The sequence below is a fragment of the Moraxella sp. K127 genome, assembly GCF_015223095.1.
Classification (GTDB): domain Bacteria; phylum Pseudomonadota; class Gammaproteobacteria; order Pseudomonadales; family Moraxellaceae; genus Moraxella.
Genome location: NZ_JADFBZ010000001.1, coordinates 50974 through 77874, shown reverse-complemented (window position 1 = coordinate 77874; position 26901 = coordinate 50974). Strand labels below are relative to the sequence as shown.

The 26901-nt window shown below is 44.7% G+C and carries 33 protein-coding genes; 13 read left to right on the top strand and 20 right to left on the bottom strand.

What is annotated here, in order from left to right; all coding sequences use genetic code 11:
- Positions 1–194: 194 nt before the first annotated feature.
- Together IM753_RS00390 and IM753_RS00385 are read left to right on the top strand one after the other, a co-directional pair.
- A complete protein-coding gene (locus tag IM753_RS00390; RefSeq protein ID WP_065255615.1) occupies positions 195–617 on the top strand; it encodes an HIT family protein in 423 nt (140 codons plus the stop codon).
- Between the two features lie 6 nt (positions 618–623).
- Positions 624–1103, top strand: a complete 480-nt coding sequence (locus IM753_RS00385; RefSeq protein WP_065255614.1) for a pyrimidine dimer DNA glycosylase/endonuclease V — start codon at positions 624–626, stop codon at positions 1101–1103.
- An 18-nt stretch (positions 1104–1121) separates the two neighbouring features.
- On the opposite strand, the gene IM753_RS00380 is transcribed toward IM753_RS00385, so the two are convergent.
- The 3 genes from IM753_RS00380 to IM753_RS00370 all read right to left on the bottom strand — a co-directional run bounded on the left by IM753_RS00380 (position 1122) and on the right by IM753_RS00370 (position 3112).
- The gene (locus IM753_RS00380) at positions 1122–1709 is read right to left on the bottom strand and encodes a murein L,D-transpeptidase family protein (RefSeq protein ID WP_065255613.1); all 588 of its coding nucleotides are present in this window, start codon (positions 1707–1709) and stop codon (positions 1122–1124) included.
- A 126-nt stretch (positions 1710–1835) separates the two neighbouring features.
- The gene (locus IM753_RS00375; protein ID WP_065255612.1) at positions 1836–2264 is read right to left on the bottom strand and encodes a hypothetical protein; all 429 of its coding nucleotides are present in this window, start codon (positions 2262–2264) and stop codon (positions 1836–1838) included.
- 74 nt (positions 2265–2338) lie between these two features.
- The gene (locus IM753_RS00370) at positions 2339–3112 is read right to left on the bottom strand and encodes a ferredoxin--NADP reductase (RefSeq protein ID WP_065255611.1); all 774 of its coding nucleotides are present in this window, start codon (positions 3110–3112) and stop codon (positions 2339–2341) included.
- A gap of 151 nt (positions 3113–3263) precedes the next feature.
- Here IM753_RS00370 and tsaA point away from each other — a divergent pair, with 151 nt between their 5' ends.
- Positions 3264–3968: a tRNA (N6-threonylcarbamoyladenosine(37)-N6)-methyltransferase TrmO gene (tsaA, locus tag IM753_RS00365; RefSeq protein WP_194108378.1), complete on the top strand. Its 705-nt coding sequence runs from the start codon at positions 3264–3266 to the stop codon at positions 3966–3968.
- 58 nt (positions 3969–4026) lie between these two features.
- The gene (locus tag IM753_RS00360) at positions 4027–4578 is read left to right on the top strand and encodes a DUF2059 domain-containing protein (protein ID WP_065255609.1); all 552 of its coding nucleotides are present in this window, start codon (positions 4027–4029) and stop codon (positions 4576–4578) included.
- 43 nt (positions 4579–4621) lie between these two features.
- Here IM753_RS00360 and ruvA read toward each other — a convergent pair whose 3' ends face one another.
- Complete coding sequence (gene ruvA / locus IM753_RS00355; RefSeq protein WP_062500624.1) at positions 4622–5248, bottom strand: Holliday junction branch migration protein RuvA; 627 nt, start codon at positions 5246–5248, stop codon at positions 4622–4624.
- A gap of 63 nt (positions 5249–5311) precedes the next feature.
- Entirely contained in the window at positions 5312–6349 is a 1038-nt protein-coding gene (gene fba, locus IM753_RS00350; RefSeq protein WP_062500626.1) for a class II fructose-bisphosphate aldolase, read from the bottom strand.
- Between the two features lie 371 nt (positions 6350–6720).
- Between fba and IM753_RS13155 the strand changes: the two genes are divergently transcribed.
- Together IM753_RS13155 and IM753_RS13150 are read left to right on the top strand one after the other, a co-directional pair.
- On the top strand, positions 6721–7335 hold the full coding sequence (locus IM753_RS13155; protein WP_194108377.1) for an ABC transporter substrate-binding protein: 615 nt from the start codon (positions 6721–6723) through the stop codon (positions 7333–7335).
- Positions 7304–7609 (top strand): transporter substrate-binding domain-containing protein, encoded by a 306-nt coding sequence (locus IM753_RS13150; RefSeq protein WP_194092844.1) that lies wholly within the window; start codon positions 7304–7306, stop codon positions 7607–7609. Before IM753_RS13155 ends, IM753_RS13150 begins: the two co-directional genes overlap by 32 nt.
- A gap of 41 nt (positions 7610–7650) precedes the next feature.
- Here the strand turns inward: IM753_RS13150 and IM753_RS00335 are convergent, their stop codons facing one another.
- From IM753_RS00335 to IM753_RS00285, 11 genes are all read right to left on the bottom strand, one after another.
- Positions 7651–7842 carry a hypothetical protein gene (locus IM753_RS00335; protein WP_062501566.1) on the bottom strand — a complete coding sequence of 64 codons (192 nt, stop codon included), beginning with the start codon at positions 7840–7842 and terminating at the stop codon, positions 7651–7653.
- Positions 7843–7865: 23 nt separating this feature from the next.
- Positions 7866–9032 (bottom strand): hypothetical protein, encoded by a 1167-nt coding sequence (locus tag IM753_RS00330; protein WP_065255604.1) that lies wholly within the window; start codon positions 9030–9032, stop codon positions 7866–7868.
- 200 nt (positions 9033–9232) lie between these two features.
- Positions 9233–9574 (bottom strand): ISC system 2Fe-2S type ferredoxin, encoded by a 342-nt coding sequence (fdx, locus tag IM753_RS00325; RefSeq protein WP_062499074.1) that lies wholly within the window; start codon positions 9572–9574, stop codon positions 9233–9235.
- A gap of 127 nt (positions 9575–9701) precedes the next feature.
- Entirely contained in the window at positions 9702–11573 is a 1872-nt protein-coding gene (hscA, locus tag IM753_RS00320; RefSeq protein WP_065255603.1) for a Fe-S protein assembly chaperone HscA, read from the bottom strand.
- Between the two features lie 267 nt (positions 11574–11840).
- The gene (gene hscB / locus IM753_RS00315) at positions 11841–12383 is read right to left on the bottom strand and encodes a Fe-S protein assembly co-chaperone HscB (protein WP_194108376.1); all 543 of its coding nucleotides are present in this window, start codon (positions 12381–12383) and stop codon (positions 11841–11843) included.
- 3 nt (positions 12384–12386) lie between these two features.
- Positions 12387–12707, bottom strand: a complete 321-nt coding sequence (gene iscA / locus IM753_RS00310; RefSeq protein ID WP_065255601.1) for an iron-sulfur cluster assembly protein IscA — start codon at positions 12705–12707, stop codon at positions 12387–12389.
- A gap of 32 nt (positions 12708–12739) precedes the next feature.
- Positions 12740–13126, bottom strand: a complete 387-nt coding sequence (iscU, locus tag IM753_RS00305; RefSeq protein ID WP_194108375.1) for a Fe-S cluster assembly scaffold IscU — start codon at positions 13124–13126, stop codon at positions 12740–12742.
- A 210-nt stretch (positions 13127–13336) separates the two neighbouring features.
- Positions 13337–13663, bottom strand: a complete 327-nt coding sequence (locus tag IM753_RS00300) for a hypothetical protein (protein ID WP_194108374.1) — start codon at positions 13661–13663, stop codon at positions 13337–13339.
- Positions 13664–13666: 3 nt separating this feature from the next.
- Complete coding sequence (locus tag IM753_RS00295) at positions 13667–14890, bottom strand: IscS subfamily cysteine desulfurase (protein WP_194108373.1); 1224 nt, start codon at positions 14888–14890, stop codon at positions 13667–13669.
- Complete coding sequence (locus IM753_RS00290) at positions 14887–15414, bottom strand: Rrf2 family transcriptional regulator (RefSeq protein ID WP_194108372.1); 528 nt, start codon at positions 15412–15414, stop codon at positions 14887–14889. The genes IM753_RS00295 and IM753_RS00290 overlap by 4 nt, the downstream gene beginning before the upstream one ends.
- Positions 15415–15790: 376 nt before the next feature.
- The gene (locus tag IM753_RS00285) at positions 15791–16489 is read right to left on the bottom strand and encodes a hypothetical protein (protein WP_227713029.1); all 699 of its coding nucleotides are present in this window, start codon (positions 16487–16489) and stop codon (positions 15791–15793) included.
- Positions 16490–16833: 344 nt separating this feature from the next.
- On the opposite strand from IM753_RS00285, the gene IM753_RS00280 reads away from it, so the two are divergent.
- Positions 16834–17139, top strand: a complete 306-nt coding sequence (locus tag IM753_RS00280; protein ID WP_065255596.1) for an HU family DNA-binding protein — start codon at positions 16834–16836, stop codon at positions 17137–17139.
- A gap of 94 nt (positions 17140–17233) precedes the next feature.
- Here IM753_RS00280 and IM753_RS00275 read toward each other — a convergent pair whose 3' ends face one another.
- Both IM753_RS00275 and IM753_RS00270 read right to left on the bottom strand, forming a co-directional pair.
- Entirely contained in the window at positions 17234–18178 is a 945-nt protein-coding gene (locus IM753_RS00275; protein WP_194108371.1) for a LysR substrate-binding domain-containing protein, read from the bottom strand.
- Between the two features lie 136 nt (positions 18179–18314).
- Positions 18315–18713 (bottom strand): type II toxin-antitoxin system HicB family antitoxin, encoded by a 399-nt coding sequence (locus tag IM753_RS00270; RefSeq protein WP_062499086.1) that lies wholly within the window; start codon positions 18711–18713, stop codon positions 18315–18317.
- 297 nt (positions 18714–19010) lie between these two features.
- Here IM753_RS00270 and IM753_RS00265 point away from each other — a divergent pair, with 297 nt between their 5' ends.
- From IM753_RS00265 to IM753_RS00250, 4 genes are read left to right on the top strand one after another with little or no spacing between them, the layout of a single operon-like run.
- Positions 19011–20531: an MFS transporter gene (locus IM753_RS00265; protein WP_194108370.1), complete on the top strand. Its 1521-nt coding sequence runs from the start codon at positions 19011–19013 to the stop codon at positions 20529–20531.
- Position 20532: 1 nt separating this feature from the next.
- Positions 20533–21369 carry a peptide chain release factor N(5)-glutamine methyltransferase gene (gene prmC / locus IM753_RS00260; RefSeq protein WP_194108369.1) on the top strand — a complete coding sequence of 279 codons (837 nt, stop codon included), beginning with the start codon at positions 20533–20535 and terminating at the stop codon, positions 21367–21369.
- On the top strand, positions 21335–22150 hold the full coding sequence (locus IM753_RS00255) for a ThiF family adenylyltransferase (protein WP_370582790.1): 816 nt from the start codon (positions 21335–21337) through the stop codon (positions 22148–22150). The genes prmC and IM753_RS00255 overlap by 35 nt, the downstream gene beginning before the upstream one ends.
- Before the next feature lie 26 nt (positions 22151–22176).
- Entirely contained in the window at positions 22177–23490 is a 1314-nt protein-coding gene (locus IM753_RS00250) for an AarF/ABC1/UbiB kinase family protein (RefSeq protein WP_062499090.1), read from the top strand.
- 213 nt (positions 23491–23703) lie between these two features.
- Here IM753_RS00250 and IM753_RS13145 read toward each other — a convergent pair whose 3' ends face one another.
- Both IM753_RS13145 and IM753_RS13135 read right to left on the bottom strand, forming a co-directional pair.
- On the bottom strand, positions 23704–24609 hold the full coding sequence (locus IM753_RS13145; RefSeq protein WP_345894482.1) for a carbon starvation CstA 5TM domain-containing protein: 906 nt from the start codon (positions 24607–24609) through the stop codon (positions 23704–23706).
- Positions 24610–24790: 181 nt separating this feature from the next.
- Positions 24791–25405 (bottom strand): carbon starvation CstA family protein, encoded by a 615-nt coding sequence (locus IM753_RS13135; RefSeq protein ID WP_255518609.1) that lies wholly within the window; start codon positions 25403–25405, stop codon positions 24791–24793.
- A 310-nt stretch (positions 25406–25715) separates the two neighbouring features.
- On the opposite strand from IM753_RS13135, the gene IM753_RS00240 reads away from it, so the two are divergent.
- Entirely contained in the window at positions 25716–26474 is a 759-nt protein-coding gene (locus IM753_RS00240; protein WP_156065049.1) for a hypothetical protein, read from the top strand.
- Positions 26475–26495: 21 nt separating this feature from the next.
- Positions 26496–26834 (top strand): ATP-dependent Clp protease adaptor ClpS, encoded by a 339-nt coding sequence (locus IM753_RS00235; protein WP_065255589.1) that lies wholly within the window; start codon positions 26496–26498, stop codon positions 26832–26834.
- Positions 26835–26901: the final 67 nt, after the last annotated feature.

Sequence of the window (26901 nt, the reverse complement as noted above, 5' to 3'; positions counted from 1 at the left end):
TTAAATGGTCGGATAAAAACTTGTCTGATAGAAAATTCATAGCCTTTGTTTTTTCCTTGAAAAACGTGCGACCTTTCTCATTTTTATTGCAAATATCAAAGGCAGGCACGCTCTATTAAAAATTTAAAAATCAAGGCATTTTAACATGGTCTGTGTTAGAATGTAGGTATTTATTTTTGTAAAAGGAGCAGTCCATGACTTACGACAACACCAACATTTTCGCCAAAATCCTGCGTGGCGAGATTCCTTGCCATAAGGTTTATGAAGATGACAAAACCCTTGCCTTTATGGATGTCATGCCACAGGCAACAGGTCATGTGCTGGTCATTCCAAAATGTGAAGCGGTGGAGCTGTCTGATTTGCCGTGCGAATATGCCTGTGCGGTGTTCAAAACCGCCCAAAAAGTCATCACCGCCCAACGCACTGCCCTAGGCGTGGATGGCATTGTCCAAATGCAACTTAACCACGCGAGTGCAGGGCAAAGCGTGTTCCACTATCACATGCACCTAATCCCAACCCACGTTCACGAGCTGGGCAAGCACGAGAGTGTCATGGCAGACCAAGACGAGCTGACAGAGCTGGCAAGTAAAATCCGTGCGGTCATTGACAGTAAGTAGGGTGTTTTGAATATTTTCTACCTTGACCCTGACCCGATACGCTGTGCCAGTTTTCATGGTAATAAGCATGTGGTCAAGATGATATTGGAATACGCCCAACTACTGTGTACCGCTCATCATTTGTGTGACAACGTCCTTAGCGATGATGAGCGGGCGGTGCTGTATAAATGCACACACCAAAACCACCCATGTGCGGTGTGGGTGCGTGACTCAAAGTCGCATTATGACTGGCTTTATCGGCTGTTTATAGCCCTGTGCGATGAATATACGCACCGCTATGACAAGGTTCATCTGACCGACCAAAAGCTCCGCCACATTCTGATAAACTGCCCCATCTCTGCCGACACGCCTTTTATCGCACCCCCGCAGGTCATGCCTGATGAATATCAAGTCGATGATACCGTTAGTGCCTATCGTGCCTATTATCGCTGTGGCAAGGCGGATATTTTGGCGTATACGGGTCGTCCAAGTCCTGATTGGTTGTAAGTGGCTATAATTTAAGCATTAAGGTAAAATCTCAATCACCGCATTCTCCACGACCGCCATAAACAGCTCGTCTATCTGGCGGTCAGTTACGGCGATACAACCATGCGTCCAGTCTTTTAGTAGATGATTTGCCCCGATGATGTCGCCAAGACCGTTTTTTATGCCGTGGATTTTTATCGCTCCGCCTGCTGATTTGCCGTGAGCTTTGGCGTGGGCAATGTCGGATTCGTTGGGGTAAGAAATGCCCAAATTTTTGTGATAACCACTATTGGCATTACGGTCGTTGATGGTATAGACCCCTTCGGGGGTTTTCATGTCGCCTTCAAATTCTTTGTGTCCTATCGGGTTTTTGCCAAGCGATATCGGATAAATTTTTACCAAACTGCCTTGATGTAAAGCGTGCATTTCCCGTTTTGATTTATAAACGATGAGTTTGTCAATCTGTGTGCCTGCCCTTAGGGGTGGTTGATTGACAAGTTCAAGCTGTCTGGGCGATAAGGTGGTGGCGTGTGCCGTGGGATTGGCAGGCGAGTTTTGATAAAAGTTAAATCCAAAAGCGGATAAAATGATAGTGGCAAATAAGGGCAAGACAGTGCGTTTTTTCATCAAAATTTTCCATATTTAAAATTTTATCATAGCATGGCAACAGTTGATGAATTGTGAAAAAAATATGAAAAGTGGATTTTGTAAAAACAAAAAACGCACCATAAAAGTACGTTTAGTGATTTATGATTATTGCTGTGAAAGAATCACTTGTGCATAACCGTCTAGCATTCTAGGGTTAATTTCTTGTAAATTGGGATTTTCTATTTGTAATTTTTGCAATGCTTCTGAGCAAATGTCTAATTGCTCTTGTGATTTTCCGCTAGGCACTTGAATTTTTTGCATACATTCGTTAATGGCTAAGTATTCAGCGGTTGTAGAATGTCTGGGCGTTGGCGAAAATATTTTGTCTTGAAAATAAAATTCGTAAGCAAGCAACGAGATAACTGATGAAATGAATGCAACAATGATGATTTTCAATAAGTTGCTAAAAAATGCTTGTTTGGAGCGAGCTTGCTTTAAATAAACATCACTCAAATCAGCACGGCAATTCATGCATTCAATCAAAATATCACCGACATGATTGTGAGCATGACATCTGTTACATTCAATATTCATAAATATTCCTTGGTAAAATAAAATAACTTGGACTTGTTAAGATAAGCCCAAGTTTTTGATTATTTTAGGCAAAATCAGCCCACAAACGCCCGTTCGACCACATAATCAGCAGGTACGCCCATGCGTGGCGATACAGTCAAACCAAAGTCATCTAAGATAGCAGACATATCGGCATTCATCGCCATGCTACCGCAAATCATCGCACGGTCATCGTCTTTGTTCATGGGGGGTAGACCGATGTCGGCAAAGAGTTTGCCTGATTTGATGATGTCGGTAACACGCCCTTGGTTTTTGAACTCATCACGGGTTACGGTGGGATAGTAGATAAGTTTTTCACGCACCCATTCGCCAAAAATCTCATCATTGGGCAATTCATTTTCAAAAAAGTCCCGATACGCCAAATCTTCGGTATGACGCACGCCATGTACCAAAATGATTTTTTCAAAGCGTTCGTACATTTCAGGTTCACGCACGAGCGACAAAAATGGAGCAAGCCCTGTGCCTGTGGCAAGTAGATACAGATGTTTGGCGGGTAGTAGGTCATCAAGCACAAGCGTGCCAGTGGGTTTTTTGGAGACAAGCAGGGTGTCACCCACTTTGATGTGTTGCAGGCGTGAAGTCAAAGGGCCGTCTTGGACTTTGATAGAGAAAAATTCTAGCTCTTCTGCCCAAGCGGGGCTGGCGATAGAATAGGCACGGACAAGCGGTTTGCCATCCACTTCGATACCAATCATGGCAAATTCGCCACTTCTAAAACGCAAGCTGTCGCTACGAGTGGTCTTAATGGTAAACAGGCGGTCTGTCCAGTGATGGACGTAGGTTACGGTTTCGGTAATAAATTTTGACATGACATTATCCACTTATTAAGAATCGATTATTACATTGAAATACAATGATATGATAGCAAATTTTGTGTATAATAGCGATTTTTTATGCCGAATTTTACTTAAAAATTGGCATATCCATTTGTCATTTTAGCATAAACCACCCAAAAATACCATGAACACACACGTTTTGCCGACTATCGGTTATCATCGCTCGCCCCTATCCCAAAAGTTTGGCATTCCACGTCAGCCCAATCTGGTCGCTGTCAAAAGCCATATCCGCTTTGTCGCTCCCTATGGCACACCTGATGCCTTTGTCGGCATTGAGCAGTATAGCCATTTGTGGGTTTTGTGGCAATTTCATCACAACAAAGAACAAGCCAATTTTCGTCCGCAGGTGCGTCCGCCACGCTTGGGTGGTAACGACAAAATTGGGGTGTTTGCCACACGCAGTATGTACCGCCCGTCTGGGGTAGGGTTGTCAGTGGTGGGGCTTGATAAGGTGGAAGTGGTTGATAATCAAGTGATTTTGCACATTACAGGGACGGACATGGTGGACGGCACGCCCATACTAGACATCAAGCCGTATTTGCCCTATGTGGACGGCGTGCGTGGAGCGACAGGGTTTGATAAACCGACCAGTCGGAATGTTATCTTTGATAATAAGGCAAATGATGAATTTAATGTGTTGATAAAATCGGGTTTATTAACCACTGATGATAAAGCCGTCATTGGCGAGCTTATCGCCCAAGACCCACGCCCTGCCTACCGCCAGTCTGAAATCGGAGTGGTGTGTGCCATGCGATATGGGGCGGTGGACGTGGATTTTGTGATGAATGAGCAGGGCGTGATGGTGGTGAGTGGGGTGCGAGTGATTTAGGGCTTGAAAAATAAATGAGATTTATTTAAAATAAGATTTTTTAGCTAAGGACAATCCCATGAAACTCATGAAAAAATCACTCACCGCCATGCTACTTGGCATATCTCTAACCTTTACCATGAACGCCACCGCCCAAGTGCCGTCTGATGAATCGTTGATAAAATTCATGCAATTATCAGAGATGGATAAAGCCTTTGATCTTGGCATGAAAGGCAGTTTGGACGCACAGAGACAGGTTTTTGAAGCCCAAATCGCTCAAAAGGAAGGTGTAACTCCAGAGCAAGCCAAACAAGTAGGCATGGTATTTGAAAAATATGTGAATCAAGTTACAGGTCAAGTGATAACACCGCAAAGTCGTCAAAAAATAAACCAAATCTTTATTGATGTCGCCAAAAAATACTACACCCAAGAAGAGATTGATGCTTATAATGAATTTCTAAGCACGCCCATTGGCAAAAGCGTTGTTCAAAAAACCAACATAATGACACCTGAATACATGGACGAGTTACAAAAGTTGGTTGTGCAAATGCTGATTGACAACCCCAATCTCGATAATGAAAAAATGCAACAAGATATTGAAAAAGAGATAGAGCGGATTTTTGCAGAATGACTGATGAACACCGTTGTGATGACGGTGTTTTTTTGCGAATGACTTAAAACCCCGATAAAATCTTTAAACTTGCCTTTAACAGGTTTGATGTGGTCAGCTCATCATCGGACAGCGACTGTTTGGCGGTCTTAATGGCGGATTGGGCTTCCTTTTCTTTATAGCCTAAGCTCACCAATGCACTTTCGGTTTCATATATGGCGTGCATGGGGTTGGCGGTGTGTGTTGGCTCATCTTGGGTGGTGGTTGGGGTAAATAAATCGTCCGATGTGCCGTCTAATTTGCCTTTTAATTCAATGATAAGCCGTTGGGCGGTTTTTTTGCCAATGCCTGCCACGCGGGTTAAGGCGGGCTCATCGCCATATTCTACCGCTTGGTGTAGTTCGCTAGGCGGTAAGGTTGAGAGTATGGCAAGTGCCATTTTTGCCCCCACGCCATTGATTTTGATGAGTTTTTTAAAAATTTCTCGCTCAGACTTGTCAGTAAAACCAAACAGCAGATGAGCGTCTTCACGCACGACCAGTTGCGTATAAAGCGTAACGTTCATGCCGACAGACAGCGTACAAAACCCACCAATGGGCATTTCTATCTCATAGCCAATTCCGCCTGATGTCATGACACAAGCGACAGGGGCGGATAGATGGGCGACTTGCCCTGTAATCATACCAATCATTGTTTTTCCTTTAAAATACAAATAAGGACGAATCTCTTCGTCCTTATGTACGATTTATATCGATTATTTATAATATTCCACCATTTTCTCTAATGAGATTGGACGAATTTTGCTGGCATGACCTGCCGAACCAAAGGCTTCATAGCGAGCCACACAGATGTCTTTCATGGCATTCATGCTTGCTTGTAAGTATTTGCGTGGGTCAAATTCAGCAGGATTGTCATTCATAAATTTACGAATCGCTCCTGTGCTTGCCAAACGCAAATCGGTGTCAATGTTGATTTTACGAACACCGTGCTTAATCGCTTCTACAAGCTGTTCCACTGGCACACCATAAGTCTCGCCAATGTTACCGCCATTTTCGTTGATGATTTTTAGCCACTCTTGGGGAACGCTTGATGAGCCGTGCATGACAAGGTGAGTGTTTGGCAGGGCTTCGTGAATCTCTTTGATGCGGTCAATCGCCAAAATATCGCCAGTAGGCGGACGGGTGAATTTGTACGCACCGTGTGAAGTCCCCACCGCAATGGCAAGAGCGTCCACGTTGGTATCGGCGACAAATTGACGAGCTTCTTCAACTGATGTCAAAAGTTGGCTATGGTCAAGCACGCCTTCTGCACCCACGCCGTCTTCTTCGCCTGCCATACCAGTCTCTAAGCTACCCAAACAGCCGATTTCGCCTTCGACTGACACGCCACACGCATGAGCCATTTTGACGACTTCACGGGTTACGCCCACGTTATAATCATAATCGGCAGGAGTTTTGCCGTCTTCTTTCAATGAGCCGTCCATCATGACAGAGCTAAATCCAAGCTGAATGGAGCGTTGGCAGACAGCAGGGCTTGTGCCATGATCTTGGTGCATGACGACAGGAATGTGTGGCCACTCTTCAATGGCGGACAAAATCAAATGACGTAAAAAGGGAGCTCCTGCGTATTTTCTGGCTCCTGCCGATGCTTGTACGATGACAGGCGAGTCGGTCTCGTCTGCTGCCATCATGATGGCACGCATTTGTTCTAGGTTGTTTACGTTAAAGGCGGGCAAACCGTAAGCGTGTTCGCCTGCGTGGTCAAGAAGTTGGCGTAAGGATACAAGTGCCATGATAGCTCCAAAATGATTAAATTTGTCAAATTATATCAAAAAAAAACGTGAAAATCATGGTATTTTGTATCAAATCACGCAGTTATTGTTAATTTTCTGGATACCAAAAACAAATCAAATAAAAATTTATCAATAATCATTATTTTTAAAACAAATTATTTGTAATAAAATGTAATAGACTTCTTTCCAAACCCTGATTTTTATGGATTTTTAAAAACTTCAACCCCAATACTTATAAGGGTTTATTTTTAGTTTGGAAAGAGATTTAATAAAAGTCGCCACAAGGCTATCTTGAAACATGTGAACATGGTATTATCATAAAACCCAATAAATGATTGGATAATTCATTTGTTTAATTATAGGACACCTTGATGAAAAAATTTAGCACCAAGGCAAAGTATGCCATTTTACCATTGATGTTGTCGGCATTAATGGCATGTAGCGATAAAGCCCCCGAAACCGCCAGTGAGCCTAAGAGCGAGCCAGCACCTACCGCAACAGCCCCGACCACGGGTGAGCAAGCCAGTGCGAGTGCCACTGCACCCAACGCTCAAAGTTATGTGGTCGGTATCGATGCTAACTATCCTCCTTATGATTTTAAGGATGAAAATGGTAACGCCCAAGGTTTTGACGTGGACATCATCAAAGCCATCGCTGAAAATCAAGGCTTTGGCGTGGATGTCATTTCTCAGGATTGGGAAGTGCTTGTCAAAGGCTTGGATAATGCCCAAAGCCATATTGTCATGTCAGGTTTTTCAAGAAACGATGAGCGAGAAGCAAAATACTTACTTTCTAATACCTACGCATGGGGACGAGATGCACTTGCTGTTTCCGCAGAAAACAACAGTATCAAAAACTTAAAAGATTTAAATGGCAAGAAAGTTGCAACATTGGCTGATAGCCCCTACATTCCGCAATTGGAAGAAGAGATTGGTCAAGGTAATCCTAGTATTATTGGAAAGCCATCCGCATTCCTTAGCTTTTAAAGAATTGGCGACAGGCAATGCTGAGGCGGTATTGGCAGATGAAGGTGTGCTACGTTACTATGCCAAGCAGTTCCCTGAGGTTGACTTTAAAATCGTCGGTGAGGGTGAGGCTTTTGAGCATTACGACATGGTTATCATCACACCAAAGTCTGAAAACGAGTTGATGGAAAAAATCAATGCAGGACTTGCCAACATTGTCGCCGATGGCACTTATGCCAAAATTCATGAAAAATGGTTTGATGTGGCACCAGAGCGATTACCTGCCACAAAATAGGTTAAATTGCTTAAAAAGACTTGGTATTTCCAAGTCTTTTTTCATTGATAAGGTTTGTAAAAAAGCAAAAGGATGGGAGTTAATAAAACCACCGCCCAAACCCCAACCCACGCCCCAACACCCACCACCGAGCCAAACACGCCCGATAGGATAACCAACGTCAAAAGCCATTGGAAATTTGTAAAGATGAAAGTTAGGGGTTTGTCTTTAAAATTAGGGGATTGAATCGCCATAAGTTTTCCTTTGTTTTGCAAATTTACACCCACATCAGTTTGGCAACTTTGGGAGCATGAGCAATCAGCTCTTCTTGACCGTTAGTGATTTTGACGATTGATTTGCCGTTGGAGATGACAACATCATCATCTGCAAGACAATACGCCATAACGCCTTTTTTGATGATTTGTATCTCACCTGTGGGCAGGCAATTTATCAGCTCCCAACTTTTGGAAATAAAGCCTGCAAACTTCTCGCCGTCCGCTTGATTTTTTAGCAAATTTTTATCCGCTTTGACAAGATTTCCCTCAATAAACAGCTCTTCTTCGCTCTTGGGTTTGGTGCGAGCGGGGTTAGCACCTGACGTTTTTAAAGATTCGCCTGAATAGCGTTTGGTAAAAAAGTCCAGCCAGCCCACGATGGCTTTTAGGATTTTAAAAGGTGCTGTGAGCAGGTCTTTGGCAGTACCCACAGGGTCGGTGCTATCATGCTCACGGTAGGGTCGTCTGATGGCATAAAGGTTGCCTTGGGTGTCCATAATGGGTGCAAAATAGTCAAATTTATCGTCTGCCAGTACCGTCTCAAGTTCACCCGTGGCGAGGTCTAAGCGATTGACTTGACGGGGACTAAACACAACGTTATCTTGGGTGTACGCAAGTCCACAAGAATCATAATAAATCACAGTGCTGTTATTGGGGTCTACGCTTGGGTTTTTGTCTTGGCATTCGCCTTCGGTAACAAACTGCGTGCGAGCACTGTCAAGCGATAATACGCACAAATGTCGCTCACCATAAGGACTGGCGTAAGAGGTGTCGCTTGCCGAGGCGATAATTCGCTTATTCGTTGAATCATAGCACAAATCAAATACCTGAAAATCGCTCTTGCGTAAAATCAGCTCCTCGCTTGCCGTGTCGCTACCGATTGGTTTGGACTGAATCGCTGTACCTTCTTGCAATCTGGCACTATAGACATAGGTGTTGTCGTCCATAAAAGCAATGGCGGTGGGGTAAATTGCGTCAAAATCATCCTGTTCTGCTTGTGCTGTACCCATAAACATTGCCCCAGCACCTTCGGTTTTCCATGCTCTTCTGTCTTTGATTTGTTTGATATTTTTGGTGTATTGATTGATGGCTTGGCAAGAAATGGTGGACTCTTTGCCGTTGTCAAGTTTGAGTAGATTTTTGGTGCTGATATAATATAAAGTCGCCATAATAATGCCTACTGCATAAAAAGGTTTATTATACCAACTCTTGGATTTTTTGGAAATTTTTTATGATAAATGCGTGATTTTTGGTGGGATATGTCAAAATGATAGATATGGATAAGTAAATTATGTTTGGAATTATACATAAAAGCACATAAAAAAACCGCCTTTATCTGTATAAAAGCGGTTGTTATTTGTAAATTTAATCAATGATGACCTTCTTTGGCGTGGTTTAGCGTGTGTTTGGGGATATAGACAGTTAAGTTTTCGTCAGCAACCACGCATTGGCACGATAGGCGAGAGTTTGGCTCTAAGCCCCACGCACGGTCAAGCAGGTCAGCTTCTATGTCGTCCATTTCTTCTAGGCTGTCAAAACCTTCACGGACAACCACATGGCAAGTGGTACACGCCTTGGAGCAGTCGCAAGCGTGTTCAATGTTAATGCCGTGTTCATGCAAGCCTTCAAGCAGGTTTTCGCCTGAGTTTAGCTCAACAGTCGCCCCGTCTGGGCAGATTTCGTGGTGGGGAAGTACGGTGATTGTTACCATGATACTCACTTTTATTTTTAATGGGTTTTGGACAACTGTCCAACCTACGGATTTTTAAGGGTTAATTTTTTAACAATTAGGGACTGGGTTGAGTAATTGCAATTGCCCCTGCTTGATAGAAATGCAATCATTTCCAATCGCTTGCCTTTGTCCCTGCCAATGCCTGTTTGACATTTTGGTTCATGATGACGGACGCAAAATTATCCGACAAAGGTTTTAATTCGCTCACCGCCTTATCCAGCATTGTCTTATCATCGGCAGTTTGGGCGGTGTCAATGGCGGATTTGACGGCGGTCATTTTTTCGCTTAATTTGGCTTTGTCGTTGTCATCAAGTAAGTCGCCAAATTCTGCCAATGCCGATTGCAATGCCAAAATCTCACGCTCGGCTTCTACTTTGGTCTCGATGAGCATACGCTTTTCTTTGTCAGCTTTGGCGTGGATGAAACCTGCTTTTAAAAGTTCTTCTTGTTGCTCTTCGGTCAGCCCATAGCTTGGCACGACATCAATTTTACTGGCGACTTTGGTGGTCGTCTCCATTGCCGATACGGTCAGCTGTCCGTTAGCGTCAATGGCAAAGGTAACTTCCACACGGGCAAGCCCTGCTTTCATGGGTGGAATGCCTGTTAGCGTAAAATTCGCCAAAGTGCGACAATCCGCCACGGTCTCACGCTCGCCTTGCACCACATGAATTACCATACCCGTCTGAGCGTCCGTGTGCGTGGTAAAGGTCTGTCTGCGTGCCACAGGAATGGGGGTGTTGCGTGGAATGATGACTTCGGTCAGTCCGCCCATGGTTTCAAGCCCAAGCGATAGGGGCGTTACGTCCAGTAGGAGTAGGTTATCGTCTTGTTTGTTGATGAGCTGATGAGCAAGCCGTGTCGCCCCAAGTGCCACGACTTCGTCAGGATTGATAGAGCATAAGGGTTTTTTATCAAAAAACGCCTGTACCGCATTTTGCACAATTGGCATACGAGTAGAGCCGCCGACCAGCACCACTTCATCAATGGCGGTTTTGTCAAGGCGTGCATCAGTTAGCACTTGTTCGCATAGTTGCAACGTTCTACGAATCACAGGCTCACAGATTTGGGCGAGCGTGTCTCGGTTTAGTAGCGTGCTAAATGGCACACCGTCAATCTCAACGTCTACCGACACCGCTTGACGCTCGGAGAGTTTTTGCTTGTAGCTTTTGGCAAGGTTGGCAAGGGTGCTTTTTTGGGCGTTGTCCACGTTTTTGGGGTCATGTCCTGCCGATTTGATAAAGAAATTGGCAATCAAACGGTCAATGTCATCTCCGCCCAAAGCCGAATTTCCGCCCGTGGCTAAGACTTCAAACACCCCGTCTTTTAGGGACAACACCGACACATCAAACGTCCCCCCGCCTAGGTCGTAAATCAGATAAGTGCCTGTCTTGGCGGATTTGTCAAGCCCATAGGCAATGGCGGCGGCGGTCGGCTCATTTAATAGGCGTAATACGTTAAGCCCGATGCTTGCCCCTGCGTCTTTGGTGGCTTGGCGTTGGGCTTCGTCAAAATAGGCAGGCACGGTAATCACCGCCCCTTGTATGCTATCAGGCGGTAGGCTTGCCTTGGCGTGGTTGTGGAGCTTGGCTAGGATATGGGCGGACGTTTCAACGGGCGATTTGTCACCTTGTGCGGTAACGAACGCTGGCATGGCGTTGTCGCCCCCAACCAATTCATAAGGGTGGCTAAATTTAATGTCTGCCAAAGACCGCCCCATAAAGCGTTTGGCGGAGATAATGGTATTTTTGGGGTCGTTGTAAGTCAAGGCGTGCTTGCCGACAATGGGGGTGTCTGCCTTGTCGCCATAATATACCACACTCGGCAATAGGGGACTATCGCCAAAGGGCAACACGTCCGCCCGTCCTGAGCGTACCACGCCCACAAGCGAATGAGTCGTCCCCAAGTCTATGCCTAAGGCGTAGCGGTGCTGGTGGGGTTTGGCGGATTGGTTGGGTTCGCTGATTTGAAGTAGAGACATGGTATTATGGTATTTTATGGTTTTACAAGTTGGCTAAAATTTTAACATGGTTTTACTCATTTGGGATAAATTGGGTGTTAAAATTTTTGGCGTTTTATGGGTTGTTTAAATCTTTTAAATTTTTAAAAATAATACTTCGCTCTCAACTTAAAATTATAACTTATTGATTATTCAATAACTATTTCCAAGTTGTAGGGGCGAATTGCAATTCGCCCTTGATAAATCAATCATTTATATAAAGTTGAGAATGGGGCAAACAATTAAAAATCACACATATAAATCATCATCTTGCCCATCATTTGGGCTTGATGATTTGGATAAGGCGGTTGTCATGTCATCATGCAATTTACCCAAAAAACGCAATTTTTGGGCGATGATTTGAGCATTTTGCCAATCTTTTGTTTGGTATGCTCTGCTAAATTCATCTGCTGTTTGAGTCATTAACGCATGGACGCCATTTGTAATTTGACTGATTGCACTCTTATCACCATCCATCATGGCATCCTCCAAATCCATGCGATGGCTCATCATCTGCATCAAAAACGGCTCATCGGCAATGGTTTTGTCTGAATCAAATGCCACGCCTGATAATTCAAGCAAATAGATTGCACGGCTGTCATCACGGTTTAGGGTGTCAAAAGCGTGGTTAATCAAGGCGGTGTTTTGCTCGGCTTGGGCGATATTGTCGGCATTGTCGGGGTGGTGCTGTTTTTGCAGGTTCAAAAAGGTCGCTTTTAGGGCGGATTTGTCAATGCCAAACGCCACAGGCAAGCCAAACAATTCAAAAAAATTATTGGTTATTAAAGCCATGAGTTACACCGTAAAGGATTCGCCACAACCGCATTCGCCTGTTTGGTTGGGGTTGGTGAATTTAAAGCCAGAATTTAGCCCTTCGGTTACGTAGTCCATTTGCAGACCGTCCAAATAAACAAGGCTTTTTGGGTCTACAAACACACCCACGCCATCATTATCAAAACGCTCATCGGTATCGTTTGGCTCGTCTACAAATTCAAGCACATAGGCAAGACCTGAACACCCTGCCGTTCGTACACCCACACGAATGCCAACGCCGCTGCCCCGATTTGCCAAAAAGTCTTTGACATGTGTTACCGCTTTGTTTGTTAGAGTAATCATAAGTCTTTCCTATGTGATAAATTTACTAAAAATTAGGCAATGACTGATTTTGCTTGATAATCTTCAATCGCCGCCTTAATCGCATCTTCTGCCAACACAGAGCAATGCACTTTAACAGGAGGTAGGGCAAGCTCTTGGGCGATGTCTAGGTTTTTAATGGTGCGAGCTTCATCAATGGTTTTGCCTTTTAGCCATTCGGTAACAAGTGAGCTTGATGCAATCGCTGAGCCACAGCCATAGGTTTTGAATTTGGCATCTTCAATAATGCCGTCATCGCTTACCTGAATTTGTAAACGCATGACATCGCCACAGGCGGGGGCTCCGACCATGCCTGTGCCAACATTTTTGGCGTTTTTGTCTAGGTTGCCCACGTTGCGGGGGTTTTCGTAATGGTCAATGACCTTGTCTGAGTATGCCATGGTTTTTCTCTCTGTTTTTGGGGATTATTGCCTTGCATGTTAGGCTTGGAATAATCAAATTATACTTCGTTCTCAACTTAAACTAGCAACTTATTGATTATTCAATAATGATTTTTGAATTGTAGGGACCAATTGCAACTCGCCCTTGGTAAATCAATCATTGTATAAAGTTGAGAATGGGGTAAATTACTTAAAATTTTAAATCAAAAATCAAAAGCCTTTTGGGCAATGGAGAAGTGTTAATGCTCGCTTGCCTTTATGGTTTGCTGTAATTAAAATTTGAGCAACTGGATTTTCACCTTCATCATGATAAAATAGTTCGCTCCAACCAAATTCAATGACAAAATGGTCAGCTCTTATGCCACAGAAATATTCATCTGGCAATTCAAGCATAACTACATCTTGGGCATGAAAAGCATCTAACTCTTCAATATCTTGTTGCTCTAATTCCGACAATAGTTTTGCATTAATACAAGTGTCTTTTTGGGTATTATATAACTCCGAGATAGTTTTTCTTAAAAAATATTTCTTGTTCATATATCAATGCTCCTGCCATTCAACCTTGCTAAAATCCACGCCTTCTTTAAACATGTCCCAAAGAGGCGACAACTCACGCAGTTTATTTACCGCATCGGTGATTTGGGCAAGAACATGGTCAATGTCCTCATCGGTGGTATAGCGACCGATACTAAAACGAATGGACGAGTGAGCCAGTTCATCGGGACGCCCAATGGCACGCAGGACATAAGATGGCTCTAAGGTAGCTGAGGTACACGCTGAACCAGATGATACCGCCAAATCTTTTAGGCTCATCATCAGACTTTCGCCTTCTATGAAGTTAAAGCTGACGTTTAGGATGTTTGGGACGCCTTGTTCAAAACTGCCGTTAAGATAAATCTCTTCAATGCCCTGCAAACCATTCCACAGTTTATCACGTAGGCGAGTGATGTGGGCGTGGTCTTCATCAAAACGGATGGTTGATAAGGCAAACGCTTCACCCATGCCGACAATTTGGTGCGTAGCAAGCGTACCAGAACGCATACCACGTTCATGCCCACCGCCATGCTGTTCGGCTTTGATACGCACACGAGGCTTACGGCGAACATACAACGCACCGATGCCTTTTGGACCGTAGATTTTGTGTCCTGAAAAACTCATCAAATCCACTTTTAGCTCTTCTAGGTTAATCTTAATTTTGCCAACGGCTTGGGCAGCGTCCACATGGAATAGCACGCCCTTGGCACGGGTAATCTCACCAATGCTGGCAATATCTGTTACCGTGCCCAGTTCATTATTTACCGCCATGAGACTGACTAAAATTGTATCGGGGCGAATGACCTCTTCTACCTGCTTGGGTGTAATGATGCCTGTGGCTTCTTGGGGGATAAGATAAGTAACCTCAAAGCCCTCTTCTTCTAATTGACGGCAAGTATCTAGGATGGCTTTATGCTCAATTTTAGATGTGATGATGTGTTTGCCTTTTTGATGATAAAAATGAGCCACACCTTTTAGGGCAAGGTTGTCCGACTCGGTTGCACCACTGGTAAAGACAATCTCACGAGGGTCAGCACCGACTGTCTCAGCAATCTGCATGCGGGCATTTTCCACCGCTTCCTCGGCTTGCCAACCAAAACCATGGCTACGACTGGCAGGATTGCCAAATACCCCATCAAAAGTCATGTATTTGACCATTTTGTCAGCAACCTCTTGGGCGACTGGCGTGGTGGCGGCATAATCTAAATAAATAAGTGATGATTGGCTCATGCTGGATTGACCCCTAAGTTAATTGTATGGATTGAATTGTTAATTGTATGGATTGAATTGGATTCGTCGCCTTTTTCGTCGGCGATTTTTTGTTGGCGGTCAGCAATGTCTCCTGTGTGCTTGGATTCTAGGAGCTGGGCTAGGCTAACATTGCTTAAATACGCTTCAATATGATTGGATAAATCGTGCCATAAGTCGTGTGTAAGGCACATCTCGCCATCTCGGCAGTCGCCCTTACCACCACACTGCATGGCATTAATGGATTCATCAACGGCGGTGATGATGCTCATGATGTCAATCTCGTCTAAGGGTTTGGCAAGATGATAACCGCCAGACGCCCCACGAGTACTGCTGACCAAGCCTTTTTTGCGTAGCTTTGAGAAAAGTTGTTCAAGATAAGAGATAGAGATAGATTGACGCTTTGCAATGTCAGACAAGGACACCGCCCCTTGATGGCGACTTTCTTGTACCGCCAAATCAAGTAGGGCGGTCACCGCATAGCGTCCACGTGTTGTCAATCGCATAATATGGTTTCCAAATTGCCTAGCCTAACGTTGATGGCAACTAAGCTAGGCGTGGGTAAATAATATGTGACTATTATAATAATTCCTAGTAATCCAGTCAAGATTATTTTTTATCAAAGTAATTGATTTTTGCCATTGATAAAATTCATCATAAATTTATCTTTTGAATGAACTGTTAAATATAGTCCAAATCAAGCCAAAAATTGATAGTTGTCATAGCATGGCTATCATAGCATGACAGACGTGGTTTGCAATCCGACTAGGGGGGTAGGAATTGAATGTTTGGCGTTAGGGCAAAAATCAAGCCAATAAAATAAATAACCCATAAAATGAACAAAAAGGCGGGAAAGCTCGCCTTTTTATGGGTAAAAAACAATCAAACAAAGTTCATGATGATGGCAATCAGTGCGATGACCCCCACCACAACAAGAGCGATAAAGGTGCTTTTTTGTTTGCCTTGTAGTTCGATGAGAGCGGTATTTAGCTTGTGGTTATGTAAGGTTAGCTCATCAATGCGAGCAGACTGCTCGGCGATTTTGGCTTTGTAATTTTCTTGTTTTTCGGCTTTTTGTTCGGGGGTGGGAGCAGGTTTGCCTTTGACTTTGCCCAGTAAGTTTTGAATGACACCGCCCACGCCCAACTGCACCAAAAATGCCTTAAAATCATGCACATCTTCATGACTGCCACGAATTTGTAAGGATTCAACATTGCTACTCTTGTGCGTGGTGATGGCATTAATCAGCTGAAAACTATACGCATTGACCGTCATGTCAGGCGTGGTCTTGTCATTGGGTAGGCGGTCATCGAGCAGTACGCCACGATAGCCAAACGTGGCATAAAACTGCACATGGGGCAGGTAGGTGCGAATGCAGACCACCGTACCACGTTCGGCAAGCGGGTAGGCAAGCTGCCGCAGTTTGGGGTCAAAGCGAAGAATTAGAGTAATGGCTGATTCTAAAAACACCAATAGAACATTTAACAGTCCACGAGAGACACCGCCATTATCGCTGTCATCGGTGCGATAGGTTGGCTGTGGGTCGCTAGGCTTGGGGCTATGGGTCGGCTGGTCGGTCATACAGATATTATCAATTCACAAAATAATGCTAATGATAAGATGATATCCAAAAAAAGTAAACCACCTTAATGTAACTAATGCGTGATTTTTTGGCAAATAAAGGATAAAAGTAGGCTTTTATCGTAAATATCCCGCCTTTGATGGGGTATTTTTGTAAAAAAGATAAAAATATTTTGCCATACCCCTTGTAAAATGGGCAATACCCTTATACAATGCACTCAAAATAAGCCCAAGCGTGTGTTGTGGGCTTAGAATTTGCTTTTGCCAGCTTCATCGGTATTGTAAGATGGGGCAAAATGTAAATTCATTTCACATTCTTATCATCAACACCATGAGGACAAATCATGAATAAATCAGAATTAGTAGATGCTGTTGCCAGCGAAGCAGGTCTTACCAAAGAACAAGCCACCAAAGCCATTAACGCTTTCACTTCTAGCGTACAAGGTGCCTTAGAGCGTGGTGATGACGTGGTATTGGTCGGTTTTGGCACATTTAGCGTCAAAGAGCGTGCTGCCCGTACCGGTCGCAACCCTAAGACTGGTGCACCACTACAAATCGCTGCCAGCAAAGTACCCGGCTTTAAAGCAGGTAAAGGTCTAAAAGATGCGGTAAACCCTGCCGAAAAAGCTGCCAAAAAAGGCAAAAAATAATTTTAACAATTTTAACAGTTTTAACGTTGTTTAGAATGTTTAAAATGAAAAAACGCACCCCTATTCGGTGCGTTTTTTATTGGTTCTTTAAGTTTTAGCGTTTATCAAATTGACCTTGACACAGTTTAATAAACTCACCGCCAAACTTGCGAATGTCGCTGTCATCACGCACCGCAATCCAACTGGTAAACCGCCCAAAATGACTGATAGGAATGGCAATAAGGTCAGGGTAGTTGGCAGGCTCGTACGCCATTTCAGCAATGATACCCACGCCCAGACCTGCCGACACATAGGTGCTAATCACGTCCGAGTCTAGGGCGGCAAGCACGATGTTGGGGGTTAGCCCCGCCTGTTCAAAGGTTCTATCAATGGTGCCACGCCCTGTAAAACCGCCATGATAAGTAACAATCGGAAAACTTGCCAGCTCAGGCAAATCCACGCCATCCATCACGTCTGCCAGCTCTGCCAGCTCATGGTCTTTGGGGGCGATGACCACGTGCGACCAATCATAATAGCGATGACAACGCAATACCGCATTATTGAGTAGGCTCTCGGTGGCAATACCAATGTCGGCTTGACCACGAATGACCATTTGGGCGATGGTCTCGGGGTCGGCTTGTTGTAGCACCAGATTAACCTTAGGAAATTTTTGTAAAAAAACCTTGACAATGCTGGGCAAAACATAGCGGGCTTGGGTGTGGGTGGTGGCAACGGTCAGCGTGCCTTCTTGGGCGTTATTAAAATCAAGGCTTAGATTTTCGATGGTGCGTATCTCGGCAAAAATCGCTTCGATGTGGGGCAGTAGCGATTTGCCGATGGGGGTAAGTCCTGTTAGGCGTTTGCCTTGACGGGTAAACACGTCCGCTTTGAGCTGATTTTCTAGGGCAGCGATTTGTTTGGATAGGCTGGACTGACTGGTGTGGAGCAGTTCGGCGGCTTGGGATAGGTTATAGCCATTGACGACCGTATGCCAGACGGTTTCTAGCTGTTTGAGCTGAATTTGTAAATGCTTTTGGTTGATGACCACATCTATCGCCATGATACGCCCCTTAATCTGATTTATAAAGTGCTGTCATTATAAAAGCCACCACCAAAAAAGAAAATACCCAAAAAGAAAAAACAAATGCCGATTGGGAATATCGGCATTTGTGCGGTACAAAGATGGAGATTATCCGCTAAGCATTGGCAAGTTCATGCTCTATGGCTTTTAAAATAAAGGCTTCAATGTCGTGTTCGTCATAGCCGATTTGTGTTTGGATTTGGGTAAGTAAGGCACGGGGCAAGTGCAGGTTAAAGGATTTTTGCTTGCTGTTAAAGAGCATGGAATTTAAGCTAATCATTGCCCATGTTTGCCCTGCAAATTTGGGGTTGGTTAGATGATTGGTGATGTTCTCAGGTTGGGGCAGATCACTGCCATCATCTGCCAGTTTTTGTAAATGCCCAATCAAGGTAGAACGTACTTTATCAATCGTATCGGCGATGCTGTCGCCAATTACGTGAATTTCTGGTAAATCAGGTACTTGAGCATAAAAAGTATCATCTTCTTGTCTAATGGCAACGCTAAAAAGTTTCATGATGGATTGATGTGCTAAAAGGGATTTTTATTTTGTCATAATTATAATAAAATGGCAATATGTTAAGACTGGCGGTAACTTTAAAAGGTTAAATGGTTGATTTGTTCACCAAACGTATCTTATGTGGATATTGCAATTTAGATGGCATAGTTTCTATCGGTGGGTGTATTTGACTTGATGTGTGGGGTGGACATGTGAGCATGGACATGTCTGATTTTAAAAATATCACAATAACTTTTTGTAAAATAACCAAAAATAGTCTAAAATGGCAAATGATTTTTGCACTCATATAATACAATGATACAACAATTTGATTTTTCGGCATTTAAGACGGCTTATTTTAATCGTCAAGCTTTATCCATGCTATTTTTGGGTTTTGCCGCAGGCGTGCCTATTTTGCTGATTTTTTCTAGTTTGGGCTTGTGGCTAAGAGAGGCAGGCATTGACCGCAGTACGGTGACGATGTTTAGCTGGGCGGCGTTGGGTTATTCGTTTAAGTTTATTTGGTCGCCATTGGTGGATGCTTTGCCCTTGCCTGTGCTTGGTAAAATGCTCGGTCATCGCCGTTCGTGGCTACTACTATGTCAGGTGTTTATCATTACTGCCATTATTATGATGGCGATGACTGACCCCGCTCAGGTTGCCCCGTCCGTGATGGCGGTGGGGGCGGTGTTGCTCGGCTTTTCGGCGGCGACCCAAGACATCGTGATAGATGCCTATCGTATCGAGTCTGCCCCCAGTGAGATGCAAACGGCACTGTCGGCAAGTTATGTGGCAGGCTATCGCATTGGTATGATTGTCTCTGGGGCAGGGGCGTTGTATTTGGCAGAATTGTTTGGCTCCCAAGAGGGCATGTATCAGTATGTGGCATGGCAGAAAACTTATCTTATCATGGCAACTGTCATGCTTATCGGTGTGGCAACTACCTTGCTTATCTGTGAACCCATCAGGCAAGTTAGGTCTATGACTGCCAAAACCGAAGATCATATAAGACTGTGCGTGGTGTTTGTTATCTCGGTTCTTGCCTTTGTCATGACTTATCGGCTGATGGGTGGAATATTGCCAGAGTCTAAAAGTGTGATTGTTGCTTTTTTGCTTGGCTGTGTGCAGTTTATCAGCAGTGCAATCGCCATGGGTGGGACTGGATATGCTTTGGTGTCATCAAATATGGTCAGCCAAGAGATGGCACAAGCAACATGGATTGCTCCGATAACCGATTTCTTTACTCGCTATGGCAAAAAGGCGATGTTGCTACTGGCACTCATTGGCTTGTATCGCATCTCGGACATCGTGGCAGGGAACATCTCCAACCTATTTTATCAAGATTTGGGCTTTACTAAAATTCAAATCGCCAATGCGGTCAAAGTGGTGGGCGTGATTGCCAGTATTGGCGGTGGCTTTGTTGGGGGCTGGGTGGCTCAGCAGATGGGGGTCATGCGAGCGATGATGGTGGGGGCGATACTGGCGTGTGCCACGAACCTGTTATTTATCATCCTTGCCAATATACCAACCATTCTGGTCATGTATTTTGCGGTGATTACCGATAACCTAGCGGCAGGCTTGGCAAGTGCGGTATTCATCGCCTTTTTGTCGGCACTGACATCCATTCGCTTCACGGCGGTGCAGTATGCCCTGTTTTCATCACTCATGACCCTATCGCCAAAAATCTTGGGCGGTTATTCGGGGGCGATTGTGGATGCGACCGATTATCCCACGTTTTTTGCCATTACATTTGTGATTGGACTGCCGATTTTATATTTGATTCATTTGGTAAATAAACACATCTCGCTGGACGAGTCTGTACTTGACAAAGAATGACATGCACACCATCAATGCCTTAAAAGCCCAATTTCGCAAGCTATCGCACGCACATCTGCCTTATCATTGGTTTGAGTCGTTGCTGTTATTTGTGCTAAACAAAGACAAAGCCTTTTTAATCACCCATGATGATTATCTGCTGACCGCTGATGAATATGATAGGCTTGAAGGTGGTATGGCAAAGCTATGCTCGGGCGTACCGCTTGCGTATGTCATCGGCAGGCAAGGCTTTTTTGGGCATGAGTTTGTGGTTAATGAACACACGCTTATCCCACGCCCCGATACAGAGATGCTGGTGCAGGCGGTGCTTGATGTGGCGACCGATAAGGATTTGGGGCAGGCTCGGATATTGGATTTGGGGACAGGCTCAGGGTGCATTGCTCTGAGCATAGCAAAGGCGTTGCCGTCTAGTGCGGTGCTGGCGGTGGATTATTTCCATCATGCCTTAGACGTTGCTCGGCGAAATGCACAAGATTTGCAAGTGTTAAATTGCCAATTCATCCAATCAAATTGGTATGAAAATATCCTCGCACAGAGCTTTGACGTCATCGTCTCCAATCCGCCCTATATCGCACGCACCGATGAGCATTTGGCACAGTTGGAGGCGGAGCCTATCACGGCATTGGTGGCGGACAATCACGGCTTATCCGATATTGAAAAAATCATTAAGGGTAGTGCGGCGTATCTCATGCCTAGTGGCGTATTAGCCTTAGAACATGGCTACGACCAAGGGGCGAGCGTGCAGGAACTTTTTGCCAAAGCAGGTTTTAAAGACGTTCGCACCGTCAAAGACTATGGTGGCAATGACAGAATCACGATGGGGGTTTGTGATGAGTGATAATGATAAAAAAATAACTGCCAACGAGCTTAGTGACAATGAACTTATGCGGTATGCTCGTCAGATTTTGCTAAATGACTGGGACATGGATGCACAGCTACGCCTAAAAAATAGCCGTGTGCTGATTGTGGGCGTGGGCGGTCTGGGCTGTCCTGTCTCGCAGATTTTGGCACGGGCAGGCGTAGGGAGTATGCATTTGATTGATTTTGATGTGGTGAGCCGTAGTAATTTGCAACGCCAAACGTTGTTTAGAGAGTTGGACATCGGTCAGCCCAAGGTAGCGGTGGCAAGCCGTGCATTGGCGATGCATAATGAGTTTATTAACATTACCCATCAGGACGTGCAGCTAAATGAAGATAACATTACAGCGATAATTGGGGATAGTGGTGCGGATTTGGTGATTGATTGCACGGATAATTTTACCAGTCGTTATTTGATTAACCAAACCTGCCGAACGCTCGGTTTGTCCTTGTTATCCAACTCCGCCATTGGCGAAGTGGGGCAGATTGCGTTGTTTGATAAACAGACGGGCTGTTATGAGTGTTTGTTTGGGCAGGACAAAGACAGTAACAGTAGTATCACCCAAAACTGTGCCACATCAGGGGTCTTGTCTAGTACCGTGAGTATCATCGGCTCGATGTCGGCACAGATTGCTCTAGATTATCTCGGACGGGGGCATAACCCCATCGCTCACGAGCTGTTATTATGGCAGGGCAGAACCATGACTTTACAAAAAATGCGATTTGCCACCAATAAACACTGCCCACTGTGCCACGCCTAGCCGTACCACTCTTAGACGATAAAACCATGAAAACATCACCATTGCAATTTGCCAAAAAATCCCTAAATACAGGGGCGAATGTCCTAGGTCGCCTACATAAAAGTGCCAGCGTGGCAGGGCTATCTGCCTTGCGTGTTGCCAAGGGCGAGCAGATGGACGCTTATCTATTAAAAGATGCCTTTATGCAGATGGGCGTGACTTATATCAAGCTTGGACAGTTCATCGCCAGCACCCCATCACTGTTTCCCCGTGAGTATGTGCTTGCTTTTGCTGACTGTTTGGATGCCACACCGCCTGTGCCATTTGCCAAAATGCAAGCAGTGCTGACCGAGGAGCTGACCGATGATGGGCGTGGGCTTGATGATATTTTTGCGTCCATTGACCCTGTGCCACTGGCGTCAGCGAGTATCGCACAGGTGCATAAGGCAACCCTAAAAGATGGACGGCAGGTCGCCTTAAAAATCCAAAAGCCTGATGTTGGGGCGATTATGCAGACCGACTTAGGGGTGTTACATGGGGCGTTTTGGGCGATGGAGCGGGTCTTGCCAATGATGAAAACTGCCAATCTCGCCCCCATTATCGATGAGATTCGCACTCGCATGACTGCTGAGACTGATTTTTTGGCGGAAGCTTGCCATATTGATAAGTTTCGTGAATTTTTAGATAAAACAGACAGTCAGCACATCACCGCCCCCAAAGTCCATCACAACCTATCAACCAAGCGTGTGTTGGTCATGGATTTACTGGTTGGTAAGTCGCTTGTTGATGAGAGCTTGCTTAGCGACATCGCTCAAAGCAACCGCACCACGCCCCAAAAAGTGATGGCGGACGTGCTAGATACGTGGTTTTTGTCGCTGATGATGACGGGTGAGTTCCATGCCGATTTGCACGCGGGCAATCTCATGTATCTAACCGATGGACGGATTGCCTTTTTGGATTTTGGGCTGATGGGGCAGATTAAACCGAGCAGTTTGCAGGCGTGTTTCTCACTGGTGCAGTCTTTACAGCTTAACGATTATCATGGCATGGCACAGGCGATGGTTGATATTGGCATGACCCACAGCCATGACAAAATCAAAGTAGGGCAATTGGCAGACGACCTAAAAGCGATGATGGACAAGGTGCATGGCTCGCCCCAAGAGACGGATAACCTTAATCTGCTCATGCTAGAACTTGTGGAGATTGGTAAGCGTTATGGCGTGCATTTTCCTAGGGATTTCGCGTTATTAACCAAACAGCTGTTGTATTTTGATAGATTTATGGTGACACTCGCCCCTGAGATGGAGTTATTTGAAGGCGAGCGGTTAAAGGTGGTGACAGAGCAAAGAGTGTTAAATTAAGGCGTACCTGCCTTTGTAGTACAAATTAGACTTCTTGCGAAACCCCGAATTAAAGAAAACCGTTCGTGGTGAGCTATGCCTGCCCATAACGGTTTTCGTTACCCTTCGACAGGCTCAGGGTGAACGGAAAGCCTAGTATCGCAAGAAATCTATTGTATTTAATTTTTGTTAAAATAAAAACCACGCCCTAGGACGTGGTTTTTATGTGTTAAATCAAATCTTTATCGCTGTGGAAGTGATTTTTTCTTCTACCACCACCGCATCGGGGTCGCCTGCCACGCTTTCACGTTTGACAAACATAAAGAACGCCCCTGTGGTCAGTGCCGTAAGCCCAATGCCAATCCACACCGACAGCGTATAATCAAGCCCAAAGCCGATTTTGTTGTACGCCAAAAACGTATAACACGCCGCACTCATAAAGATGGCAGGCAATGTGCAAACCCAGTGGAACTTACGATAACGGTACAGATAACCTGCCGCCGTCCACAGCATGACGACCGCCACCGTTTGGTTTGCCCAGCTAAAATACCGCCATAGGATTTGAAAGTCCACTTTTGAGACGATAAAGCCGATGACAAATAGTGGAATGGCAATCCACAAGCGTTTCATGAGCGTGCGTTGTTCCATGGTTAGAAACTCGGCAATGATAAGCCGTGCTGCACGAAACGCTGTATCACCTGATGTGATGGGTAGGATGACCACGCCAAGCACTGCAAAGATGCCGCCGATGGTGCCAAGATAGGCAATGGAGCTGTCATAGACGACCTTGGAAGGCGAACCGTCAGCAATGGCACCTTGTAGGCTTACCAAATCAGGATAGAATGACATGCCGACCGCACACCAGATGAGAGCAATAATCCCTTCGGTAATCATTGCTCCATAAAAGATAAAGCGACCTTCGGACTCGTTCTCGGCACAGCGAGCCATGAGCGGGGTCTGGGTGGCGTGAAAGCCTGACAATGCACCACAGGTAATGGTCAAAAATAGCAAGGGCCAAATGGGCAAGTCGCCTTTGGGTTGTAAGTTCATAAAGAAACTCTCAACCGTCAAACCGCCCATGCTATTAAAGAAATAACCGCCACCACTACTAAATTCACTTTTTAGCAAACCATAAGTCATGCCAAGCGACATGAATAGCAATAATCCACCAAAAAATGGATAAACCCGACCGATGATTTTGTCAATGGGTAGTAATGTGGCGATGATATAATAAATCTCTTTCCAAACTAAAAATAAACCCTTGTAAGTATTGGGGTTGAAGTTTTTAAAAATCTACAAAAATCAGGGTTTGGAAAGAAGTTTAATAAATAAAAATCAGGGCTGTCCACAACACCACGATGGTGCTTTTTTCCATGCCAAACACGGTATTTTTGACCGTTTCGGTGGCAACAGCAACGCTCTCGGCATTATTGACATTAATCGCCCCTGTGGCAGCGGTGCCAAAAGTATCCATGGTGATGGAGCTAAGAAGTTGGGCAGGACTTGCCACAAAGACCACACCAACAAGCACGAGCAGGACAACGGCAAGTAAGTTAATAAAATGCTTGACAGGTTGCCCCAGATATTTGCCCGTCAGATACGGCATACTTGCCCCGCCATTTCGCACCGAGAGCATACCACACATGTAGTCGTGTACCGCCCCTGCAAAGATACAGCCAAACACAATCCATAGCATTGCCACAGGACCATACAACGCCCCCAAGATTGGACCAAAAATTGGGCCTGTGCCTGCGATGTTAAGCAGTTGGATGAGCCAAATGCGTTTTTTGGACATGGGGATGTAGTCCACGCCGTCTGTCATGGTGTAGGCAGGGGTGTTTTTGTTGGGATTGATGACAAAGATTTTTTCAATCATCTTGCCATATACAAAATAGCCTGCCACCAACACGGCGACACAAAAGAAAAACCACAACATAAACAATCTCCTAAGATTGCTTTATCAGAATAATTTATTGCATAATAAATAAAGTTAATAAATAATGGCATTTTAAAAAACTAACCAAAATTTACCGACGCTTACAATACCGCAAACCGACAAAAACGTCAATGCACCATTTTGGGTAGTTGATTGATTTTTGTAATTTATTTTATTAATAAATACTTTTTATTTTTTAAAGCATAAAATTTTAAAAATTTTAGGGCAACTCTTGTTTGATTTTTGCTATAATAATGCACTTTATGCGTTTAAAGTTCTTATCTTTGACTTTGTGTGGTTTTGTCCCATCATGACTTTTTTTAAAAATATGCCTTATCGCTCATCTAGGCAGAGCATTTCTCATCAGCGTGGTTCAGCACAGCAGATTTTGGTGTTGTTCGTCATCGCTTTGGCGTTGGTGGCGATGGTCATGGCGGTTTTTGGCTACAAAATCGGACACAAACAAGGGCTTAGAAAAGGGGCGACTTTGCAAGCTCAGCAAGGCGGGGATGCTCTGCTCCAAGGCATGACGGTCAATGAAGCCACGCTAAAACAACAGCTTGACTCGGCGGTCAAAGAACGTGATATTAGCCTTTCTAATTTAGAGAGCTTGCGTGAAAAAAATGAAGAGCTGACCACAAAAAACCTACAACTGACACAGGTTAATGAGCTGTTCAAAAGCAAACTTGCCAAAGATGGTGGCATCCCCCTTGAAGTGCTGGGCGGTGAGATTGTTGCTTTGGCGGATAATACCTACGAGTATCGTTTTGATGTGGCGATGGTGTCATCAACAGGCTCGCCGATGAGCATGACCCCCAAGATGACATTGCTAAATGCCACCAGCATGGTGCAAATCCCCCTAAAACCTGCCATTTATGAGATTAAAGACGTGGAACGGATTCGTGGGCGGTTTGTCATGCCTGACGGTTTTGCTCCCAGGCAAATCAAATTTGAAATCAATACAGGTGGCGAGCGTGTTGAACAGCTCTACAACTGGCAGGTGGGCGAATTTATCGCACAAAAAGAAGACAGGGGCGTGAGTGAGCGACCCATCGGCACAGGCGAATAACGGTAAAAGCAAAGGTGTGGTATGAGCCAACATGAATCTGATATTGACAATCAAAGTGATGTGGTGACTAAGCCACAACACGTGCCAGAACAAGCACCAGAACAGGCAGAAGTACCGTTATTTCATGTGGTCATGCACAATGATGACTTTACCACGATGGATTTTGTGGTGTTTGTGCTTGTTGAAGTGTTTGCTCATGGCATGGATAAAGCCGTATCTTTGATGATGGACATTCATCAGACGGGGCAGGCGATTGTGGCGACCCTGCCCAAAGAGATTGGTGAGATGAAAATCGCCATCGTACAAGAGTATGCCGAAGAAGCCGAATTTCCGCTATTGGTTACTTTAAAGAGAGCATAATGAGATAAAATATATTTTTGTAAAATCATTATCTTATCTTTAAAACAGTATTGCTACAAAAACTGTC

Bases quoted from the DNA above. Each gene is read 5' to 3' on its own strand.
- IM753_RS00270 (WP_062499086.1), bottom strand. From the start codon at position 18,713: ATGAAACTTTTTAGCGTTGCCATTAGACAAGAAGATGATACTTTTTAT.
- IM753_RS00360 (WP_065255609.1), top strand. From the start codon at position 4,027: ATGAAACTCATGAAAAAATCACTCACCGCCATGCTACTTGGCATATCT.
- IM753_RS00250 (WP_062499090.1), top strand. From the start codon at position 22,177: ATGAAAACATCACCATTGCAATTTGCCAAAAAATCCCTAAATACAGGG.
- iscU (WP_194108375.1), bottom strand. From the start codon at position 13,126: ATGGCATACTCAGACAAGGTCATTGACCATTACGAAAACCCCCGCAAC.
- IM753_RS00240 (WP_156065049.1), top strand. From the start codon at position 25,716: ATGACTTTTTTTAAAAATATGCCTTATCGCTCATCTAGGCAGAGCATT.
- IM753_RS13135 (WP_255518609.1), bottom strand. From the start codon at position 25,405: ATGTTGTGGTTTTTCTTTTGTGTCGCCGTGTTGGTGGCAGGCTATTTT.
- IM753_RS00375 (WP_065255612.1), bottom strand. From the start codon at position 2,264: ATGAATATTGAATGTAACAGATGTCATGCTCACAATCATGTCGGTGAT.
- iscA (WP_065255601.1), bottom strand. From the start codon at position 12,707: ATGATTACTCTAACAAACAAAGCGGTAACACATGTCAAAGACTTTTTG.
- IM753_RS00275 (WP_194108371.1), bottom strand. From the start codon at position 18,178: ATGGCGATAGATGTGGTCATCAACCAAAAGCATTTACAAATTCAGCTC.
- IM753_RS00380 (WP_065255613.1), bottom strand. From the start codon at position 1,709: ATGAAAAAACGCACTGTCTTGCCCTTATTTGCCACTATCATTTTATCC.
- IM753_RS00265 (WP_194108370.1), top strand. From the start codon at position 19,011: ATGATACAACAATTTGATTTTTCGGCATTTAAGACGGCTTATTTTAAT.
- prmC (WP_194108369.1), top strand. From the start codon at position 20,533: ATGCACACCATCAATGCCTTAAAAGCCCAATTTCGCAAGCTATCGCAC.
- IM753_RS00300 (WP_194108374.1), bottom strand. From the start codon at position 13,663: ATGAACAAGAAATATTTTTTAAGAAAAACTATCTCGGAGTTATATAAT.
- IM753_RS13155 (WP_194108377.1), top strand. From the start codon at position 6,721: ATGAAAAAATTTAGCACCAAGGCAAAGTATGCCATTTTACCATTGATG.
- fba (WP_062500626.1), bottom strand. From the start codon at position 6,349: ATGGCACTTGTATCCTTACGCCAACTTCTTGACCACGCAGGCGAACAC.
- tsaA (WP_194108378.1), top strand. From the start codon at position 3,264: ATGAACACACACGTTTTGCCGACTATCGGTTATCATCGCTCGCCCCTA.
- IM753_RS00295 (WP_194108373.1), bottom strand. From the start codon at position 14,890: ATGAGCCAATCATCACTTATTTATTTAGATTATGCCGCCACCACGCCA.
- ruvA (WP_062500624.1), bottom strand. From the start codon at position 5,248: ATGATTGGTATGATTACAGGGCAAGTCGCCCATCTATCCGCCCCTGTC.
- IM753_RS00370 (WP_065255611.1), bottom strand. From the start codon at position 3,112: ATGTCAAAATTTATTACCGAAACCGTAACCTACGTCCATCACTGGACA.
- IM753_RS00235 (WP_065255589.1), top strand. From the start codon at position 26,496: ATGAGCCAACATGAATCTGATATTGACAATCAAAGTGATGTGGTGACT.
- hscB (WP_194108376.1), bottom strand. From the start codon at position 12,383: ATGGCTTTAATAACCAATAATTTTTTTGAATTGTTTGGCTTGCCTGTG.
- IM753_RS00330 (WP_065255604.1), bottom strand. From the start codon at position 9,032: ATGGCGACTTTATATTATATCAGCACCAAAAATCTACTCAAACTTGAC.
- IM753_RS00290 (WP_194108372.1), bottom strand. From the start codon at position 15,414: ATGCGATTGACAACACGTGGACGCTATGCGGTGACCGCCCTACTTGAT.
- IM753_RS13145 (WP_345894482.1), bottom strand. From the start codon at position 24,609: ATGACTTATGGTTTGCTAAAAAGTGAATTTAGTAGTGGTGGCGGTTAT.
- IM753_RS00390 (WP_065255615.1), top strand. From the start codon at position 195: ATGACTTACGACAACACCAACATTTTCGCCAAAATCCTGCGTGGCGAG.
- fdx (WP_062499074.1), bottom strand. From the start codon at position 9,574: ATGGTAACAATCACCGTACTTCCCCACCACGAAATCTGCCCAGACGGG.
- IM753_RS00335 (WP_062501566.1), bottom strand. From the start codon at position 7,842: ATGGCGATTCAATCCCCTAATTTTAAAGACAAACCCCTAACTTTCATC.
- IM753_RS00280 (WP_065255596.1), top strand. From the start codon at position 16,834: ATGAATAAATCAGAATTAGTAGATGCTGTTGCCAGCGAAGCAGGTCTT.
- IM753_RS00255 (WP_370582790.1), top strand. From the start codon at position 21,335: ATGACAGAATCACGATGGGGGTTTGTGATGAGTGATAATGATAAAAAA.
- IM753_RS00285 (WP_227713029.1), bottom strand. From the start codon at position 16,489: ATGACCGACCAGCCGACCCATAGCCCCAAGCCTAGCGACCCACAGCCA.
- hscA (WP_065255603.1), bottom strand. From the start codon at position 11,573: ATGTCTCTACTTCAAATCAGCGAACCCAACCAATCCGCCAAACCCCAC.